The organism is Erythrobacter sp. EC-HK427 (assembly GCF_902498745.1).
GTDB lineage: Bacteria > Pseudomonadota > Alphaproteobacteria > Sphingomonadales > Sphingomonadaceae > Alteraurantiacibacter.
Genome location: NZ_LR701479.1, coordinates 1,138,106 through 1,154,679, shown reverse-complemented (window position 1 = coordinate 1,154,679; position 16,574 = coordinate 1,138,106). Strand labels below are relative to the sequence as shown.

Sequence of the window (16,574 nt, the reverse complement as noted above, 5' to 3'; positions counted from 1 at the left end):
GCCCGAAGGGTCGCAGGGATCACGCGAGGCGTTCGTCGAACTCGGCTTCGGAAGGAGGTGTTGGCCCGGCGGCAAGTTTGGCGCGGGCATCGCTGAACAGCTGCGCCCAACCTTTCAGCCGCTCGGCCTGAGCGCCTGCCATGGATCGGCGCGCTGCCTTGCCCATGTGCTCGAGTGGGGCGGTGGTGAAGCGGGCAATCGCCTCGGCCAGCTTTGCCGGATCGGAGCAATCGGCCACCAGTCCGCAACCTTCAACCTGTTCGGGCAAGCCGTCGGTATCGGCGACGAGCACCGGACGGCCGGCCTGCTTTGCCTCGGCCGCGACAAGGCCGAAAGCTTCATAACGCGAGGGCACGATGATCGCGTCGCATTGTGCGTAGAAGTCCGCCGAGTCGGTAATGCGTCCGGCAAAGCGGATATGCGAGCAGCCGCGCGCCAGATGATGCAATTCTGCCTGGCCGGGGCCGAAGCCGCCGATAACCAACTCTGCATCCATGGGTGAGAGCAATTGCATGGCGCGGATCAGCGTGTCGAAGCCCTTCGCCGGATCGAACCGTCCCATCGCGCCGAGACGCAGCGGGCGGTGCGGGCAGAATTCGGGCGGCGGTACGCTGGCAAGCGCGTCACCGCCGCTCCACGGGTGGATCACACGGATTTTGTTCGCGAGCGCCACGCCCGCTTCCACCATCCAGTCGCGCTGCGCCACCGAAACCGCGACGATCTCGTCAAAATTGGCATAGGCCAGTTTGAGCATGGTGCGGAACCGGCCTTTCTCGGCCACATTCGCCGCTTCCCAGGCGCGAGTGTAGGAATGCTCGATATGCACCATCCAGCTTGCCCTGTTGCGCAGGCGGAGAAGGCACACGAAGGGCAAGGAGGCCCAATTGGGTGTCGCGTGGTTGATGACGACATCGGCATCGAGCTTGGGCGCGGGAACCACCGCCATATTGACGGGCACGACACGGCTTTTGGCGTGGATCTGCAATATGGGATGTTCGAACAGGCCAAGCGACTTGGTGACCCCGCCCAGGGCGAAATCGGTGTTGAGATGGATGCAGCGCAAGGGCTTCATGCCACACCTGCCTTGCCCAACTGGCGCCGGGCGATCTGGCCGAGCATGGGTGCCGGCAATATGGCGCTGGCAATTGCGGCGGCGGCAGTAACCAGCGATTTGCGCGGCTCCTGCAGCAGCATCAGCGGATAGCGGCGCAAAGCCTGTACGGTGAGCGAGCGGGCGAAGGCATAATCGCCCAGCTGGATTGCCCGCCGCGCGAGATAACGCAGCTGATAGGCTTCCGCTGCTGCCCGGTGCCGCTGCAGCAGCACGGGAGCATAGGCCTCTGCCTTGTCGATAGCGCGCTGCCAGCTTTCATACTGGCGCACGATATTGGCCGACAGCCCGCCGCCGATAATGCGATATTCGGTCAGCAGCCCGTCAATACCTTCGAACTGGCAGCCGTGCTTTGCGGCCATTCGCAACCACATCTCGATATCTTCCGACTGACGGAAGCTCTCATCGAACCAGCAGGCACGATCGGGCTCGTCTGGATGCGGGAAAACGGCGAGATCGAGCGCGGTGCGGCGGATCACCGGCGCAGAGCCATTGCCCACCGGATTACGCTTCAGAATATGCGCGGCGGTCACCCCGCCAAGGCGCGGTCGCATGGCCACGGCGAGCGGTCCGCCATCGGCATCGATCAGGCGAGAGCCCGAATAGCTCACATCGATATGCGGGTTCTTGCGCAAGTGGATCGCGTGCAGAGTGAGCTTGTCAGGGTGCCAGCGGTCATCCGAATCGAGCAGTGCGATATAGGGGCCACGTGCATAGGCAATGCCGGTATTGCGCGCACCGGCAAGGCCGCGATTGAGCTGGCTGATGATCCGGATACGCTCGTCGGCAAAGCCGCGCACGATTTCCATACTGCCATCGGTCCCGCCATCATCGACAATGATCAGCTCGAAATGCTCATGCGTCTGCGCAAGCACAGAACGGATCGCTTCGCCGACATAAGGGGCGACATTGTAGACAGGCATGACAACCGAAATGAGGCTGGATGTATGCATTGGGTTTCTCCTCAGGAAAGACTTAGGCGAATAGCCGCTGGCGCAGGCTGACGGGGATGGCAGGGGCGGTGAGCGCGCCGAGCAGGGTCGGGATCGCGCGTCGCAAATCGGACAGGAAAGCTTGGTGGTTGATGGCAAGGCCGCGCATGGCAAAGCCGCGCGCCTCGGCAGGCGCATTACCGCTGCGCAAGGCGCGGCGGGCGAGATAGCGGCAAAACAGCGCCTCGGCTCCGCTCACATCCAGATGCGCGGCATGGCGCGACACCAGCGTGCGCCAGCCATCATACATGGCATCGAGATTGACCGAGAGCCCGCTGGGCGAAAGCCGATAGGCAACCAGCAGCGCACCGAGCCCTTCGATCAGCGCACCCTGCCCGATGGCGCGGGCGAGCCATTCCTGGTCCTCGGCGTGGCGCATCGCCGGATCGAAGCCGCCAAACCGTTCTAAGGCCGCGCGGGTGACCACCAGATTGGACGTGGTGCACACCGGGTTCTCTCCGATAATCTGCGCCAGCGTCAAAGCGCCTGAGGGCACGGTGGAAAGCGTTTGCATGCGTCCGGAAGCGTTCGGATCGACAAACGCGATCTGCGCAAAGCTGGCATCCAATGCAGGGTCGGTATCGTGCATCGCCAGGTGCGCGGCGAGCTTGTCCTCGTGCCACAGATCGTCGGCATCGCAGAAGGCAATCAGCCATCCGCGGGCCAGCTCGACACCGCGATTGCGCGCGGCGGAAACGCCCGCATTGTGCTGGCTGACCAGCCGGATACGCTCATCACGCCCGGCTTCGCGCAACATGAGGAGAAGGCTGTCATCGCTCGATCCGTCGTCGACAAGGATGAGCTCGAAATCGTCACAGCTCTGCGCGCAGATCGATGCGATCGTGTCGGCAATTGTGGCCGAAGCATTGTAGACCGGCACAATGATGGAATAGGCTGGGTTGGACATGATCATGCTCCTTTCAAGGCAGCATCAGGGGAGGCAGGTTCGCGCATTCTGACGAACGCGAGGGCAGCGGGAATCTGGGTAAGCCAGAGCGCGGCAACGAATGACCAGGCAGCCGCTTCGAGGCCGAAACCGGCGCCTGCAGTAAGGCTGGCGAGTGCGGCAAAGCTCACCACCAGCGAGACAGCGGCATCGTGTTGCGGTTTGCCATTGGCACGCAACCACGCGGTCAGCAGGCTGCCGAAAATCGCCGGAACGCCGCCAAGACAGAGGATGGCCGCCAAGGGTGCCATTGTCGTCCATTGCGCACCGAACAGCAGCGGAACATACCAGTCGGCAAACAGCATCTGCGCCGCAATCACAGGGACAAAGATTGCAAGCGAAAGCGCACCTGCCTGCAACAGCCGATTGCGCCGCTCGCGCTGGCCACTTGCGGCACACAGATGCGGGAAAAGGACAATGCCGAGCGCGGCAATGAAGCTGGTGGTGATGCCAAGCCCGGCGTTGAACGCGAAGAAATACAGGCCCAGCGCCTCGGTCCCCAGCAATGCGCCGATAATGACCTTGTCGAGCTGCGTACGCGCGGCAACAAGGATTTCGCTGCCCAATACGCCGAGGCTGAATGTGCGAAATTCGGCGAAGGGCGCGGGCGCTACACCGGGCACGGGCGACCAGTGGCGCGCGCGGCGTACCAGGACCAGCCAGAGCGGCGTGGTGAGCAATTTGGGGAGGACGATTGCCCATGCGCTCGGCCAAAACAGCGCAAGGATGATCGACAACACATGGTCTGCCGCGGTCTGGCTCGCGGCAATCCGCGCAGTGGCAGCCATGCGCCCTTCGCGCATCAGCAGGAATACCTGTACCAGGCCGGGCGGCATGAAGGCATAGACGCCGCTCATCACGACGAGCATCGCGGCAATCTCTGCCATACCGAACACGGCGAAAAGCAGGGCGGCGACCGCGAGCTGGATCAGAGCCACCGCGGCGCACCACAGCACGAACAATCGCCGCGCAGCGTTGCAGATCGCGGGCAGCTCCGCGTCACTAGCGGCAATGATGCGCAGGCCGATGCCGCTATTCGCCAGCACCCGCACCAGTTCGAACAGTGCGATGGCCAGCGCCGCCACGCCAATCTGCTCGGGCGCGATCTGGCGGGCGATGACGATGATGGCAAGGATGCGCAGAAGCCGCGTGCCAACCTCCGCCACGCCATAAGCCGCCAGCCCAGCGACAACCGGTCGCAGGCCAGCGGGGATCAGGCTCTCGAGGTGGGAAATGATGGGCACGGGAGTATTCCTGTTTTGCGGTGCCCACCACAATTCAAAGACCGTGCCAAATCATTTTATCGTGTAAAAACAAGATGAAAAGGAGAGGCGCGCCGGATGGAGCGCAGAGATTCGCATTTTGCAACGCAATTCGGCGCAATCCGCTTTGCAAAATGCGAATCTGGCCCAATTCGGCCTTCACCGCTTTTTCTTCACTGGCCATACATCATTGATAACAAGCTGTTTTCTGAATCTGGCACGCAAAATGCCAATGATCTCTCCAGAATTTTGGAGAATGTGCCATGTACCAGTCTTTCAATCCCGCCATCGCCCATGACTTCATGTCCAAGTCCGTGCGCGCCCTTCCCGCGTGGGAGCCGATGCGCATTGCCACGACGCGCCTGTTCGGGCTCGATATCGTCAAAGCAAGCCGGCGGGATATGGCTGAGGAACTGGTTGGCCGGGCAATCCATGCGCGCCGCACGCAGGTGGCCTTTATCAATGCGCATTGCATCAACACCGCAGCCAATGACCGCGCCTATCGCCGCGCTCTGGGCGGCGCCGATCTGCTGCTTCCCGATGGCTCGGGCCTGCGCGCAGCAGCTCGGATGGCAGGAACCGATTTCGGCGAGAATCTCAACGGCACTGATCTCTTCCCGCTGATCTGCGAGCAGGCCGCGCGCAAGGGTGCCAAGCTCTATCTGCTCGGCGGGGTACCTGGCGTCGCCACAAAGGCCGGTCTGAACATGATCCGCCGCTTTCCGGGCTTGCAGATCGTCGGCGCGCAACATGGCTATTTCGAGCGGCACGATACCGCGCGTGTGCTGCGCGACATCAATGCGAGCGGTGCGGATATGCTGTTTGTCGGCTTCGGCGTGCCTTTGCAGGAATGCTGGCTGGCCGATCACGGGGCGAGCCTCGATACGCCGGTGCAGCTCGCCGTGGGCGGCCTGTTTGACTATTATTCGGGCCGCATTCCCCGCGCGCCTGAAAATGTCCGCGCGATGGGCTGCGAGTGGGTGTGGCGCCTTGCGCAGGAGCCAAAGCGGCTCGCGCGGCGCTATGTATTGGGCAATGCAGTGTTTTTGGCCCGTGCCGCCGCGCACGCTTTCACACAGCGCAGCGGCTGGAATCCCGTGGCCGCTATAAAGCGCGCGGGCGATTTTCTGGCGGTGTTGCTGGGTCTGCTGATCCTCGCACCGGTCTTCGCCGCCATCGCTCTGGCCATCAAGCTGGAGGATGGCGGACCCGTTTTCTTCTCGCAAACGCGCATCGGCGCGGGCGGGAAACCGTTCCGCGTGTGGAAATTCCGCAGCATGGTGACCGATGCCGAACGGGTGCGCAAAGAGCTGGAAGCGCATTCCGAACGCGATGGCGTGTGCTTCAAAATGCGCCGCGATCCGCGCATTACCCGCATCGGCGCGATGCTGCGCCGCACGTCGCTGGATGAGTTGCCGCAATTGTTCAATGTGCTGGGCGGGGAAATGTCGCTGGTCGGCCCGCGGCCCGCATTGCCGCAGGAAGTCGCCGCCTATTGGGACCGGGCGTTGCAGCGGCTCGACGCCAAGCCCGGGATCACGTGCGTCTGGCAAGTGTCAGGTCGCGCCGAGATTCCCTTTGCCGAGCAGGTGGAAATGGACATCGACTATGTCGAACGCCACGGCCCCTTGCGCGATGTAAGCTTGCTCGCCCGCACCATACCGGCAGTGCTGACGGGACGCGGCGCTTATTGATCCTGATGGCGGAGGCGGCGTACCGTCTCCGCCGCAAGCGCTGAAAGGTCTTCGCCGGCTGGTAGGGGCTTCATAGCCACCAGGTCAGCCAATGCCGCCGCGCCGATATTCGCCGCAACGCCTTTCAGACTATGCGCGGCGCGCTTGGCAGCCTCTTCGTCATCTGTGGCGCGCGCAGATTGGTAACTTGCGGAAAGTTCTTCAATATCGGCAATCGCCTGAGCGAGGATCCTTTGCGCCTGTCCGGGTGCGAGTGCCGCAAACAGCATGGCGGTAGCGTCGGTGTCGATCAACGGCGCGGCAGTGTCGCGCGGCTCGGCCAGAATATGCGCCAGACGATCAAGCGCGATGGGCTTGGGGAGCAGAGCGTCCATGCCGCTGGCGAGCAAATCTTCCTGCGTGTCAGGCAGAACGTGTGCGGTGACACCGATGATGCGCACTTTGCCATGTCGGGTGGGCAAAGTGCGGATCGCCAAGGTTGCCTCACGCCCGTCCATCTCGGGCATATTCACATCCATCAGTACACAATCGAAAGTATCCGATGACGCCGCAGTAAGCGCCTGCGCGCCGTCGGGAACAACGCGGTATGTGCAGCCAAGCTGATCGAGCATTGCGGTAAGCACGATGCGGTTGGTTTCGATATCTTCGGCGACAAGGATATGCAGGCCAAGTGCGGGCAGGCTCGCGGCAGGTTCGGCCGTTGCGCTCTCCTGCGCTGGTGCCTCCGCCTCCTGCAAAGGAACGGCAAACCAGAATGTGCTGCCTTTGCCGACTGCGCTCTCGACACCGATTGCGCCGTCCATTGCCGCAACCAGACGTTTGCAAATGGCTAGGCCCAGACCCGCGCTCTGACCGGTGGTTGCAGCCATATCGCGCAGCCGTGAGAAGTCTGCGAAGAGCAGTTTCTGGTCTTCGGCCGATATACCACGCCCCGTATCGCTCACCTCGACGCGGATGTGCTCATCGGCAACCAGAGCGCGCACGCCGATCTGCCCCGCTTCGGTATATTTGAGCGCGTTTGACAGGAAATTGTCGAGCAATTGGCGGAACCGCGTCGGATCGAGCAGAACGCGCGCCGGCAGGCTGTCGGTATCGTCGAGCGCGAGCACGATTTGCGGATTGGCATTGGCCTGCGCCCAGAACTCGACGACGCCTTGCAAGGTCGCCGCCAGGTCCACCGGCTCTGCCTGCAAGTCGATTTTGCCGCTTTCGGCTCGGACAATCTCGATGATCTCGTTGAGCAGAAAATTGAGCTGCCGCCCAGATTCGCGTGCGAGATCGAGTTTGCGGCGCTGGTCTGCGTCAAGCTTGCTCAGGGCAAGCGTATCGAGCAGGCCGAGCACGCCGTTCATCGGTGTGCGAATATCGTGGCTCATCATTGCGAGGAATTGCGACTTGGAACGGTTGGCGCGTTCGGCCTCGCCCTTTGCCTGCCGCAATTCGAAGGAGAGCGAGATCAGTTCGTCAACCCGGTCGGAGAGCTCTTCGCGTTGGTTGCGGAGCGAGGCCTCGACCGATTTGAAGTGCGACACATCGGCATAGGTGCGCACCATGCTGCCATCATCGCGGCCAATCACATCGACTTTGACGATCCGCCCGTCGGACAATTCGCGCTCATAGGTTTCGCTCACCACATTGCCCGCCTCGTCGCGTTTGACCTTGCCGGGATTGGGGACGGGTATGGCGCCTGGTTTCAGAGGCGGCGGACTCTTGAACGCCATACCGACCTTGAGCGTTTCGGGTTCGATCTCGGTCAGGCTGACAAGTGGGGCGTTCCACGCTGCCAGCTTGAGATCCCGGTCAAATACAGCAATGCCTTGCGGCACAGCATCCAGCACGGCCTGCAGGAAAGTGTTTGCTTCCTGCTGTGCAAAATTGGCGGCTTCCAGCTCTGCGGTAAGGCTGCCGAGCATGTAGACCCGCCGCTCTGCTAGCAAGCCTAGCGCTCGTGCGCGCCGGGTGGTTCTCCGCGTTTCGGTAATGTCCTGCACCGTGCCGGAAAGCGAGACGAATTGCCCCGCTTCATCGAGGTCGCGTCTCACTGACCATCGCAGCCAGCGGGTTTCGCCGTCGTTCTGCCGGATGATTCTGTGCTCATACGATTTTTCTTCGCCAGTTTTCGCTCCTTCGAGAAATTCCCGCTGCGCATGATCGAATCGTTTTTGGTCGAGCGGGTGCACCACTCCTGAAATATGCGTGGAGTTCGGCTTCGCGCCTTCGGGCAGACCGATCAGTCTTGTGAACTCGGGCGAGAAGGCGACCTCTCCGCCGCGTACGCGATAGACTGTCGCAATTGCAGCCATGCGCTGCGCAGCGAGCAATTGCCGAATGTTGATGTCGAGCTTTTCGCGCAGATCCTCTTCGCGCGCGCGCAGATCGCGGTTTGCGCGGTCTAGTTGTCGCGCACGGCTTTCGAGCAGGCTTTCCGCAGCAAGCCGCGCATTTTCCGACCGCTCGAGCCGGCGCAGTAAAATCTCCACCTGCTGATCAGGCGGAATGTCACGAAGCTGTTCGCGTATTTTCTGCATCAGCGGCCACGGTTTGCGGTTGGGAGGCCCACCCTAGCGGCAAAATCCTAATTTGCTCAATCACCGGCGCACGGGATTTATGATAAGGCCGGATAGCGCGCGTGCAGCGAGAATGGGAGAAAGAAGTGGAGCGGGTAAGGGGAATCGAACCCCTCTAGCTAGCTTGGAAGGCTAGAGCATTACCACTATGCTATACCCGCGCTTCGGCAGTGCCGAAAAAGCCATGCGCGATTGCCACTTGCGGGGCGTATTCGTCAAGCCTTCATTGGGTTGCGCAAAGCGGCTTAGTGGCCCTGATAGGAGATGAGCGCGGTGGCGGTTACCCCCGCCTCGGCCAACACCTGCCCGCCACCCAGTTCGGGGAGGTCGATCACGAACAGCGCCCGATCAACTTCGGCACCCGCACGGCGCAGCAGCTTTGCACCCGCTGCGGCGGTGCCGCCGGTTGCGAGCAGATCGTCTGCCATCAGCACGCGCATTCCCGGCGTAATCAACGTGGGATCGAGTTCGAGCCGTGCGGTGCCGTATTCGAGCGCGTAATCCTCGCCGATCGTTGCGACCGGCAATTTGCCCGCCTTGCGCAAGGGGATGAAGCCCACGCCCAGCGCGATGGCGAGCGCGGTGCCGAAAATGAAGCCGCGCGCTTCCATTCCGGCGACGGCATCGACCGGCGCTTGGCGCGCGTGATCGGCCAAGGCATCAACGGTGCGGGCAAGGCCCGGCCCGCTGGCCAGCAATGTGGTGATATCGCGGAACTGGATGCCGGACTTGGGAAAGTCCGGCACGGTGCGGATCAGCGGCTCCAATTCATCGGCGATTGCCATCGGAGCCGCTAATTCCCTTTAGTCTTTCTTGCGCTTCAGATCGGCCCAGACCTGCTTCTTGGCAAGCCAGGCAAGGATCGTGGCGAACAGCGTGAAGGCAATCACCCACCAACCGGTCTTCTGGCGCTCGATGAGCTTGGGCTCGGCCGTCCAGGTAAGGAAGGCGGCGACGTCTGCCGACATCTGCTGCACCGTCGGTTCGGGCGAACCTTCAGCGGTGTAGGTCACCTGCCCGTCAACCACCAGCGGCGGTGCCATCGCCAGATTGATATTGGGGAAGTACGGGTTAAAGTTCAGCCCCGTTGCCGGCATGTAGTCGGGCGCGGTTTCGGAGAAGACCAGCCCGTCGGCATTGGTGTAGGTGTTGGGATCGGCGTAGCCCGACAGCAGCGAATACACGTAATTCGTGCCGTCATGCCGCGCCTTCGTCATCAGCGAGAGGTCCGGCGGGATCGCGTTGTTGTTCGCCGCTGCGGCCGCGATGGCATTGGCATAGGGCGACGGGAAATTGTCGGTCGGCAACGCCGGACGCATCACGCTTTCGCCAGTGTCGGGATTGATGCCCGGCACTTGCCACGTGGCCGCCTCTGCCCGCACCTGCGCTTCGGAGAAGCCGATATCCTGCAGATTGCGGAAGGCGACATAGTTCAGCGAGTGGCAGGCCGCGCACACTTCCTTGTAGACCTGATAGCCGCGCTGCAACTGCGCCTGGTCCCAGCGACCCATCGGGCCTTCGAAGGAGAAGCCGCCCTCGGGCCCTTCGGCTTCCAGCACGAAAGGATAGTAGGCGGGCTTTTCCGCAGGCTCGGTGGCCGCAGTATAGGCGCCGACGCCGAAGGACACGAGCACCACGAGAGTGAAGCCGAGACCGATGAGGATACCAACTAGGCGGATCATAATATCTGTCTTTCCTCTAAACCGTCGCGGGGTCAGGCAGTTACCGGCTTGGCACTATCGCCCAGCACAGCCTTGTCGTCGCTTCCCAGCACGGCCTCGGTAATCGAGTAAGGCAGCGGGTCGGGGCGCTCGATCGAGCTGATAATCGGCAGGATGACCAGGAAGTGCAGGAAGTAATAAGCCGTGAAGACCTGGCTCAGCATCACATAGGGCTCTTCAGCCGGAGCGCCACCGAGATAGAACAGGCCCGCCATGCAGGGGATCAGGCCGAACCAGAAGAACTTGCGGAACAGCGGACGGTAATGGCCGCTGCGCACCGGGCCCTTGTCCAGCCAAGGTAGGAAGAACCACACCAGAATGGCCGCGAACATCGCCAGCACGCCCCACAGCTTGGCCGGGAGGATGAAGTCGAAGGTGAAGGCGCGCAGGATCGCGTAGAACGGGTAGAAATACCATTCGGGCACGATGTGAGCAGGGGTCGAAAGCGGGTTGGCCGGGATGTAATTGTCCGGGTGGCCCAGCACGTTCGGCAGGAAGAACACGAAGGTGAAGTAGATCAGCAGGAACACGCCGAGGCCGAACCCGTCCTTCGCGGTGTAATAGGGGTGGAACGGCACCGTGTCCGATTCCTGCTTCACTTCCACGCCGGTCGGGTTGGACGAGCCGGGGATGTGCAGCGCCCAGATGTGCAGGATTACGCAGCCCGCGATCACGAAGGGCAGCAGGTAGTGCAGGCTGAAGAAGCGGTTCAGTGCCGCCGCGTCAGGCGCATAACCGCCCAGCAGCCAGATCTGCAGCGGTTCGCCCACCAGCGGGATCGCGCCGAACAGGCCAGTGATGACCTTGGCACCCCAGAAGCTCATCTGGCCCCAAGGCAGGACGTAGCCCATGAAGGCGGTTGCCATCATCAGCAGGAAGATGGTGACACCCAGCAACCAGATCATTTCGCGCGGCGGCTTGTACGATGCGTAGAAGAAGCCACGGAAAATGTGGATGTAGATGACCATGAAGAAGAAGCTGGCGCCGTTGGCGTGCGCATAGCGCATCAGCCAGCCCCAGTTGACGTCGCGCATGATGTGCTCGACCGAGGAAAAGGCTCCGTCAGCATTGGCGGTATAGTGCATCGCCAGCACCACGCCGGTGACGATCTGCAGCATGAGGCAGAAGCCCGCCAGCACGCCGAAATTCCAGAAATAGGAAAGGTTGCGCGGCACCGGATAGCCCGCGCCGACAGCGTTGTAGACGAGGCGCGGCAGCGGCAGCTTCTCGTCGAGGAACTTGGTGAAGCCGTTGGCCGGCTGATATTCCTTGGCCCAGGGAAAGCTCATGGTCTCTCTCTTCTTCTTCGGCTTAGCCGATCACGAGGGTCGTGCCGGCGATGGTGTATTCGGGCACCAGCAGGTTGGACGGCGCGGGGCCCTTGCGGATGCGTGCGGCTGTGTCGTAGTGCGAACCGTGACAAGGGCAGAAATAGCCGTTATACTCACCCTTGTTCTCGCCTTCGGCAGCGCCCAGCGGCACGCAGCCGAGATGGGTGCAGACCCCCATCACCACCAATACGTCTTCATGGCCCTCTTGCGTGCGCTCGGCCAGAGTCTGTGCATCGCGCAGCGAATCGACATCGACCGCGTTGGCTTCGTCGATTTCGGCCTGCGTCAGGCGGCGGATGAACACCGGCTGCTTGCGGAACACCGCCTTGATCGCCTGGCCGGTTTCCAGCGCGCCGATATCCAGCTCGGTGGTGCTTTCGGCGAGCACGTCTGCCGAGGGAGCCATCTGGCTGACCAGCGGATAGACCATCACGCCTCCACCAACAGCCGCAGCCGACGTGGCAGCGACCGTGATAAAGTCGCGGCGACGCACGCCTTCTTCTGTGCTGACTTCCGGAGGAGTGCCGTTTTCTTCTGACATACCCTTGCCTTGCCTGTTTGGCCGCTATGCGCCGCATCGGGCGGTTTCGGCCGTCACTCGAATACTCAACGCGCCGGATGCAAAAACTGTCCCGAAAAACGGGACGCAGGCCGACAGCTTGGCGCGGCTGATAGACGAGCAATCGCGCCCTGCCAACCCGCCTTTTGGCTATAGGTCTTTTGGAGCGGGGGATGATGGCGCAGCGCGCTGATATGTAACGGCTTTGCGGCCCTCTAAGCGGACAATCCGATCAGCGAGTACTGGCGCTTATCCGTGGCTTCTGCGCGATGAGTCGCGCGCCGGTAGGAGTGGAAGCGGTCTTCCGCCGCATAGGTATCGATCGCCAGATCCTCGACCGCGCGCAATTGCAGCGAGCGCAGCCGCCATGCGACATAGGCGGGCAGATCGAACTGCCATTTGCCCGGGCGGCTGCGGGTGAAGAAGGACTGGTGCCGTTCCTCGAACTGCTCGACGAAATCCCAGCCGACTTCGTAATTGGCCTGCGCGATGGTCGGCCCGATGGCGGCGATGATATTGCCGCGGCTTGCGCCCAGCTCTTCCATTCGCCGCACGGTCGCCTCGAGCACGCCGAAATGCGCGCCGCGCCATCCGGCGTGGGCCGCGCCGATCACGCCTGCCTCGCGGTCGGCAAACAGCACCGGCGCGCAGTCGGCGGTGACGATACCCAGCACAAGCCCGGGGGTGGCGGTGGCCATGGCGTCCACCTCGGGGCGCGCATCGGGCGCAAAGGGAGAGTCGACAGCCAGCGCGAGCGGCGAGTGCACCTGTTTGACGAGCACGAGCTGCGCGCCTGCAAGAATGCAAGCCGGATCAGGCTCGCCCTCGTGGCCAACGCCGGTCAGGAAGCCGTGCGGTACGCCTTCCAGCGCCTCGGCCCGCTCCATATCGCGCGTGTCAGCCAAGGCTCTTGTCCACCTGCTCGCGCGTGTCGCGGGAGAGCGATGCCACCGCCGCGATCCGCTCCAGCTGCTCGCGCATCATGGCCGAGCGCACCGGCTCGATCCGCCGCCAGCGGCCCAGCTGGCCGACAAAGCGGCTGGCAGTCTGCGGATTGACCGGATCAAGCGCGAGGATGAGATCGGCGATCATGCGGTATCCCCGCCCGCTCGCATCGTGGAAGGCGTGCGGATTATACGCCATCGCCATATGCAAGGAGCGCACGCGGTTGGGGTTCTTCATGGTGAAGTCGGGATGCTTCGCCAGTGCCTCGACATGATCGAGGACGCGGGGGTGGAGCGAGCTCGCTTGCAGCGCGAACCATTTGTCGATCACCAGCGCGTTGCCGGTGAAGCGGGCGTAGAAATCCTTGAGCGCCGCTTCGCGCGCATCGTTTTCCAGCCCGCACAGCACCATCAGCGCGCCTTGCCGGTCGGTCATATTGTCGGCTTTGGCATATTGCTGCGCCGCCAATTCCGCGGCCTTGGCGGGGTCGCTGGCGGCTGCATAGGAGAGCACGAGCGACTTAATTTTACGCGCACCCCGCGCTTCGGCAGAAAGGCTGAATGGCACCTTCTCCGCCCGATCATACAAGGCATGGAAGTCCGCTGCCAAAACGCGGCCCAGATGCGCTTTCAGTCCCTCCCGCGCGGCATGGATTGCGCCGGGATCGGCAACCGGAATGGTTTCCGCCAGATAGGTCTCGCTCGGCAAGACCAGCAATTCGCCCCGCATCAGATCATCAAGCGCATCATCGGTCAGCACCGCGCCAATCGCCTTCGCAATCGCCGCCTCGCCCTCCGCATGGGCCGCTTCGTCGAGCGTGCCGTTCACCGCCGCCTTCAAATGCCCGACAACCAAGTCTTGCAAGGCCTCATACCGGGCAAAGGGATCATCATCATGCGCGGCGAGGAAGACCAGCTCCTCCTGCGCGACATCGCGTTCGATAATCACCGGCGCGGAAAAGCCGCGATTGACCGAAACGACCGGCTCTTTGGGATATCCAGAAAAGCTGAAGCTCGCTTGAGATTCAGTAATTGTGAGCAATTTCTCGCCATTATGGTTCGCGGAGTTGCGATCGAACAGCGCGATCTGCAACGGGATGGGCATGGGCTGCTTGACGGGCTGGCCGGGCGTCGGCGGCACCTCCTGTGTAACGTGCAGAGTCGCGGCGTCGCCTTCATGCTCCAGCCGGAGCGAGAGTTTGGGCGTGCCCGCCTGGCTATACCACAGGCGGAATTGCGAGAGATCAAGCCCAGCGCCGTCCTCCATCGCACGCACGAAATCCTCGCAGGTCGCCGCTTCGCCGTCGTGCCGCTCGAAATAAAGATCACACCCGGCGCGGAACCGCTCTTCGCCGCACATTGTGCGCATCATGCGGATGACTTCGGCACCCTTGTTGTAGACGGTGGCGGTGTAGAAGTTGCTGATTTCCTGATAGCTGTCTGGCCGGATCGGGTGCGCGAGCGGGCCGCTGTCCTCGGGGAATTGCGCGCCGCGCAGCACGCGCACATCGGCAATCCGCTTCACCGCCGCGCTGCCCATGTCCTGGCTGAACAGCTGGTCGCGCAGCACGGTAATGCCTTCCTTCAGGCTCAGCTGGAACCAGTCGCGGCAGGTCACGCGGTTGCCCGACCAGTTGTGGAAATATTCATGCGCGATCACGCCTTCGATCCCGTCATAATCGGCATCGGTGGCGGTATCGCTGTCGGCGAGCACATATTTGGTGTTGAAGACGTTGAGACCCTTGTTCTCCATCGCCCCCATGTTGAAATCGCTCACCGCGACGATGTTGAACAGGTCGAGATCATATTCGCGACCGAACACTTCCTCGTCCCAGCGCATCGATGCCTTGAGCGATTCCATCGCGTGCCCGGTGCGCTCCAGATCGCCCGCGCGGACATAGATGTTGAGCGCGACTTCGCGGCCCGACATGGTCGTGAACCTGTCCGAATTGGCGACCAGATCGCCCGCCACCAGCGCGAACAGGTAGGACGGCTTGGGCCACGGATCGTGCCACTCGGCCCACGGCACGCCGTCCTCACATGTGCCTTGCGCCACAAGGTTTCCATTCGACAGCAGCACCGGAAAGTCGCCGCGCATCCGCACCGTGTAGACCGAAAGCACATCGGGCCGATCGGGGAAGAAGGTAATGCGGCGGAAGCCCTCGGCCTCGCATTGCGTGCAGAGCATTCCTTCCGACGCATAGAGCCCCATCAGCTGGGTATTCGCGCTGGGATCAATCTGCGTGGCGATGGTGATTTCATGCGCTTCGGCAGAGAGCGGGATCAGCAGATCGCTGCCATCCATCGACCAATCTAGCGTCGGCTCGCCATCGACGGAGACGCCGAGCGGCACAATATCGTCGCCATTCAGCCGGATCGTGGGCGAGGGATCGGCCTTGGCATTGCGCACCACGGTCAGCTTGGCGACCACGCGGGTGGCATCGAGGCCGAGATCGAAATCCAGCTGCACTTCCGGCACCAGCCACGCGAAAGGCGCGTAATCCTCGCGCCGGATCACGGCAGGCGCCTTCGGATCGGGCGCGGCGTCGGCCATGTCGGGGTTGTTTTCAGGAGCGGCGGGGCTGGGGGGAATATCCATGCCACGAAACTGGGTCTTTCTCTTCGTCGTGTCGAGAGGCTAAACGCTTGTGGATGGCAAATCTGTTCATTTTCGGCCTCGGCTATACCGCGAAACGCATCAAGGCACTGGCAGAGGCGGCGGGATGGCGCGTCTCTGCCACCGGTTCGGATGGCGATATGGCGTTTGGCGACACCGCAGCGGTGCGCGCGGCGCTGGCGGAGGCGGATTATGTGCTGTCCTCCGTCCCGCCCGACAATGAAAGCGGCGGAGACATGGTGCTCGATCGCTATGGCCCGCTGCTCGGCGCGCAGCGGCTCGGCTATCTGTCCTCGACCGGCGTCTATGGCGATGCGGGCGGCGCGTGGGTGGACGAGGCCTCCCCCACCGGCACAGGCCGCCGCACTGCCCGCGCCGAGGCGGATGCCGCATGGCTGGCGCTGGGTGCACAGGTGTTCCGCCTGCCCGGCATTTACGGCCCCGGCCGCTCGCCGTTAGACCGCGTGCGCGATGGACGTGCGCACCGGATCGATCTGTCGGGACAAGTCTTCAGCCGCGTCCATGTCGAGGATATTGCGAGCGGCGTGTGGGCGGCGATCCGCAGCGAGGCTCTAGCAGGGGCCTACAATCTGGGTGATGATCTGCCGTGCAGCCAGAACCTTGTGATCGAAGAAGCCTGCCGCCTGCTTGGTGTGGAACCACCGCCGCTGCAAACTATCGACGAGGCCGGCCTTTCCCCGATGGCGCGCAGCTTCTACGCCGAGAACCGCCGCGTGGCGAATGGCAAGGCGAAGCGGGTGCTGGGCTGGCAACCGGCCTTCCCGACCTATCGCGAAGGGCTGGCAAAGCTGCGCGACGCCTAGCTGCGA

14 protein-coding genes and 1 tRNA gene are annotated in these 16,574 nt (G+C 62.7%); 2 read left to right on the top strand and 13 right to left on the bottom strand.

All coding sequences use genetic code 11. The features are described from left to right. Positions 1-19 precede the first annotated feature (19 nt). From GC121_RS05565 to GC121_RS15240, 5 genes are read right to left on the bottom strand one after another with little or no spacing between them, the layout of a single operon-like run. On the bottom strand, positions 20-1,072 hold the full coding sequence (locus tag GC121_RS05565; RefSeq protein ID WP_151973140.1) for a glycosyltransferase family 4 protein: 1,053 nt from the start codon (positions 1,070-1,072) through the stop codon (positions 20-22). Beyond that, positions 1,069-2,064 (bottom strand): glycosyltransferase family 2 protein, encoded by a 996-nt coding sequence (locus tag GC121_RS05560; protein ID WP_234421125.1) that lies wholly within the window; start codon positions 2,062-2,064, stop codon positions 1,069-1,071. Before GC121_RS05560 ends, GC121_RS05565 begins: the two co-directional genes overlap by 4 nt. 22 nt (positions 2,065-2,086) lie before the next feature. Then, positions 2,087-3,010 carry a glycosyltransferase family A protein gene (locus GC121_RS05555; RefSeq protein ID WP_151973139.1) on the bottom strand — a complete coding sequence of 308 codons (924 nt, stop codon included), beginning with the start codon at positions 3,008-3,010 and terminating at the stop codon, positions 2,087-2,089. A 2-nt stretch (positions 3,011-3,012) separates the two neighbouring features. Beyond that, positions 3,013-4,293, bottom strand: a complete 1,281-nt coding sequence (locus GC121_RS05550; protein WP_234421124.1) for an oligosaccharide flippase family protein — start codon at positions 4,291-4,293, stop codon at positions 3,013-3,015. Between the two features lie 34 nt (positions 4,294-4,327). After that, entirely contained in the window at positions 4,328-4,495 is a 168-nt protein-coding gene (locus tag GC121_RS15240) for a hypothetical protein (RefSeq protein WP_199857764.1), read from the bottom strand. Positions 4,496-4,574: 79 nt separating this feature from the next. Here GC121_RS15240 and GC121_RS05545 point away from each other — a divergent pair, with 79 nt between their 5' ends. Further along, the gene (locus GC121_RS05545) at positions 4,575-6,005 is read left to right on the top strand and encodes a WecB/TagA/CpsF family glycosyltransferase (protein ID WP_234421123.1); all 1,431 of its coding nucleotides are present in this window, start codon (positions 4,575-4,577) and stop codon (positions 6,003-6,005) included. On the opposite strand, the gene GC121_RS05540 is transcribed toward GC121_RS05545, so the two are convergent. The 8 genes from GC121_RS05540 to pepN form a co-directional block, all read right to left on the bottom strand. Then, positions 5,999-8,533: an ATP-binding protein gene (locus tag GC121_RS05540; RefSeq protein ID WP_151973138.1), complete on the bottom strand. Its 2,535-nt coding sequence runs from the start codon at positions 8,531-8,533 to the stop codon at positions 5,999-6,001. The genes GC121_RS05545 and GC121_RS05540 overlap by 7 nt on opposite strands. A 126-nt stretch (positions 8,534-8,659) precedes the next feature. Beyond that, a tRNA-Gly gene (locus tag GC121_RS05535) sits at positions 8,660-8,733 on the bottom strand. A gap of 84 nt (positions 8,734-8,817) precedes the next feature. After that, positions 8,818-9,357, bottom strand: coding sequence for an adenine phosphoribosyltransferase (locus GC121_RS05530; RefSeq protein WP_151973137.1), 540 nt, complete (start codon positions 9,355-9,357; stop codon positions 8,818-8,820). An 18-nt stretch (positions 9,358-9,375) separates the two neighbouring features. Then, complete coding sequence (locus GC121_RS05525) at positions 9,376-10,254, bottom strand: cytochrome c1 (protein WP_151973136.1); 879 nt, start codon at positions 10,252-10,254, stop codon at positions 9,376-9,378. Between the two features lie 32 nt (positions 10,255-10,286). After that, positions 10,287-11,582 (bottom strand): cytochrome b/b6, encoded by a 1,296-nt coding sequence (locus GC121_RS05520; protein ID WP_151973135.1) that lies wholly within the window; start codon positions 11,580-11,582, stop codon positions 10,287-10,289. 22 nt (positions 11,583-11,604) lie between these two features. Next, complete coding sequence (gene petA / locus GC121_RS05515; RefSeq protein ID WP_151973134.1) at positions 11,605-12,165, bottom strand: ubiquinol-cytochrome c reductase iron-sulfur subunit; 561 nt, start codon at positions 12,163-12,165, stop codon at positions 11,605-11,607. Between the two features lie 233 nt (positions 12,166-12,398). Then, positions 12,399-13,088, bottom strand: a complete 690-nt coding sequence (gene pgeF, locus GC121_RS05510; protein ID WP_234421122.1) for a peptidoglycan editing factor PgeF — start codon at positions 13,086-13,088, stop codon at positions 12,399-12,401. Further along, on the bottom strand, positions 13,081-15,726 hold the full coding sequence (gene pepN / locus GC121_RS05505; RefSeq protein ID WP_151973133.1) for an aminopeptidase N: 2,646 nt from the start codon (positions 15,724-15,726) through the stop codon (positions 13,081-13,083). Before pepN ends, pgeF begins: the two co-directional genes overlap by 8 nt. 53 nt (positions 15,727-15,779) lie before the next feature. Here pepN and GC121_RS05500 point away from each other — a divergent pair, with 53 nt between their 5' ends. Beyond that, positions 15,780-16,568, top strand: a complete 789-nt coding sequence (locus tag GC121_RS05500) for an SDR family NAD(P)-dependent oxidoreductase (RefSeq protein ID WP_151973132.1) — start codon at positions 15,780-15,782, stop codon at positions 16,566-16,568. Positions 16,569-16,574 lie beyond the last annotated feature (6 nt).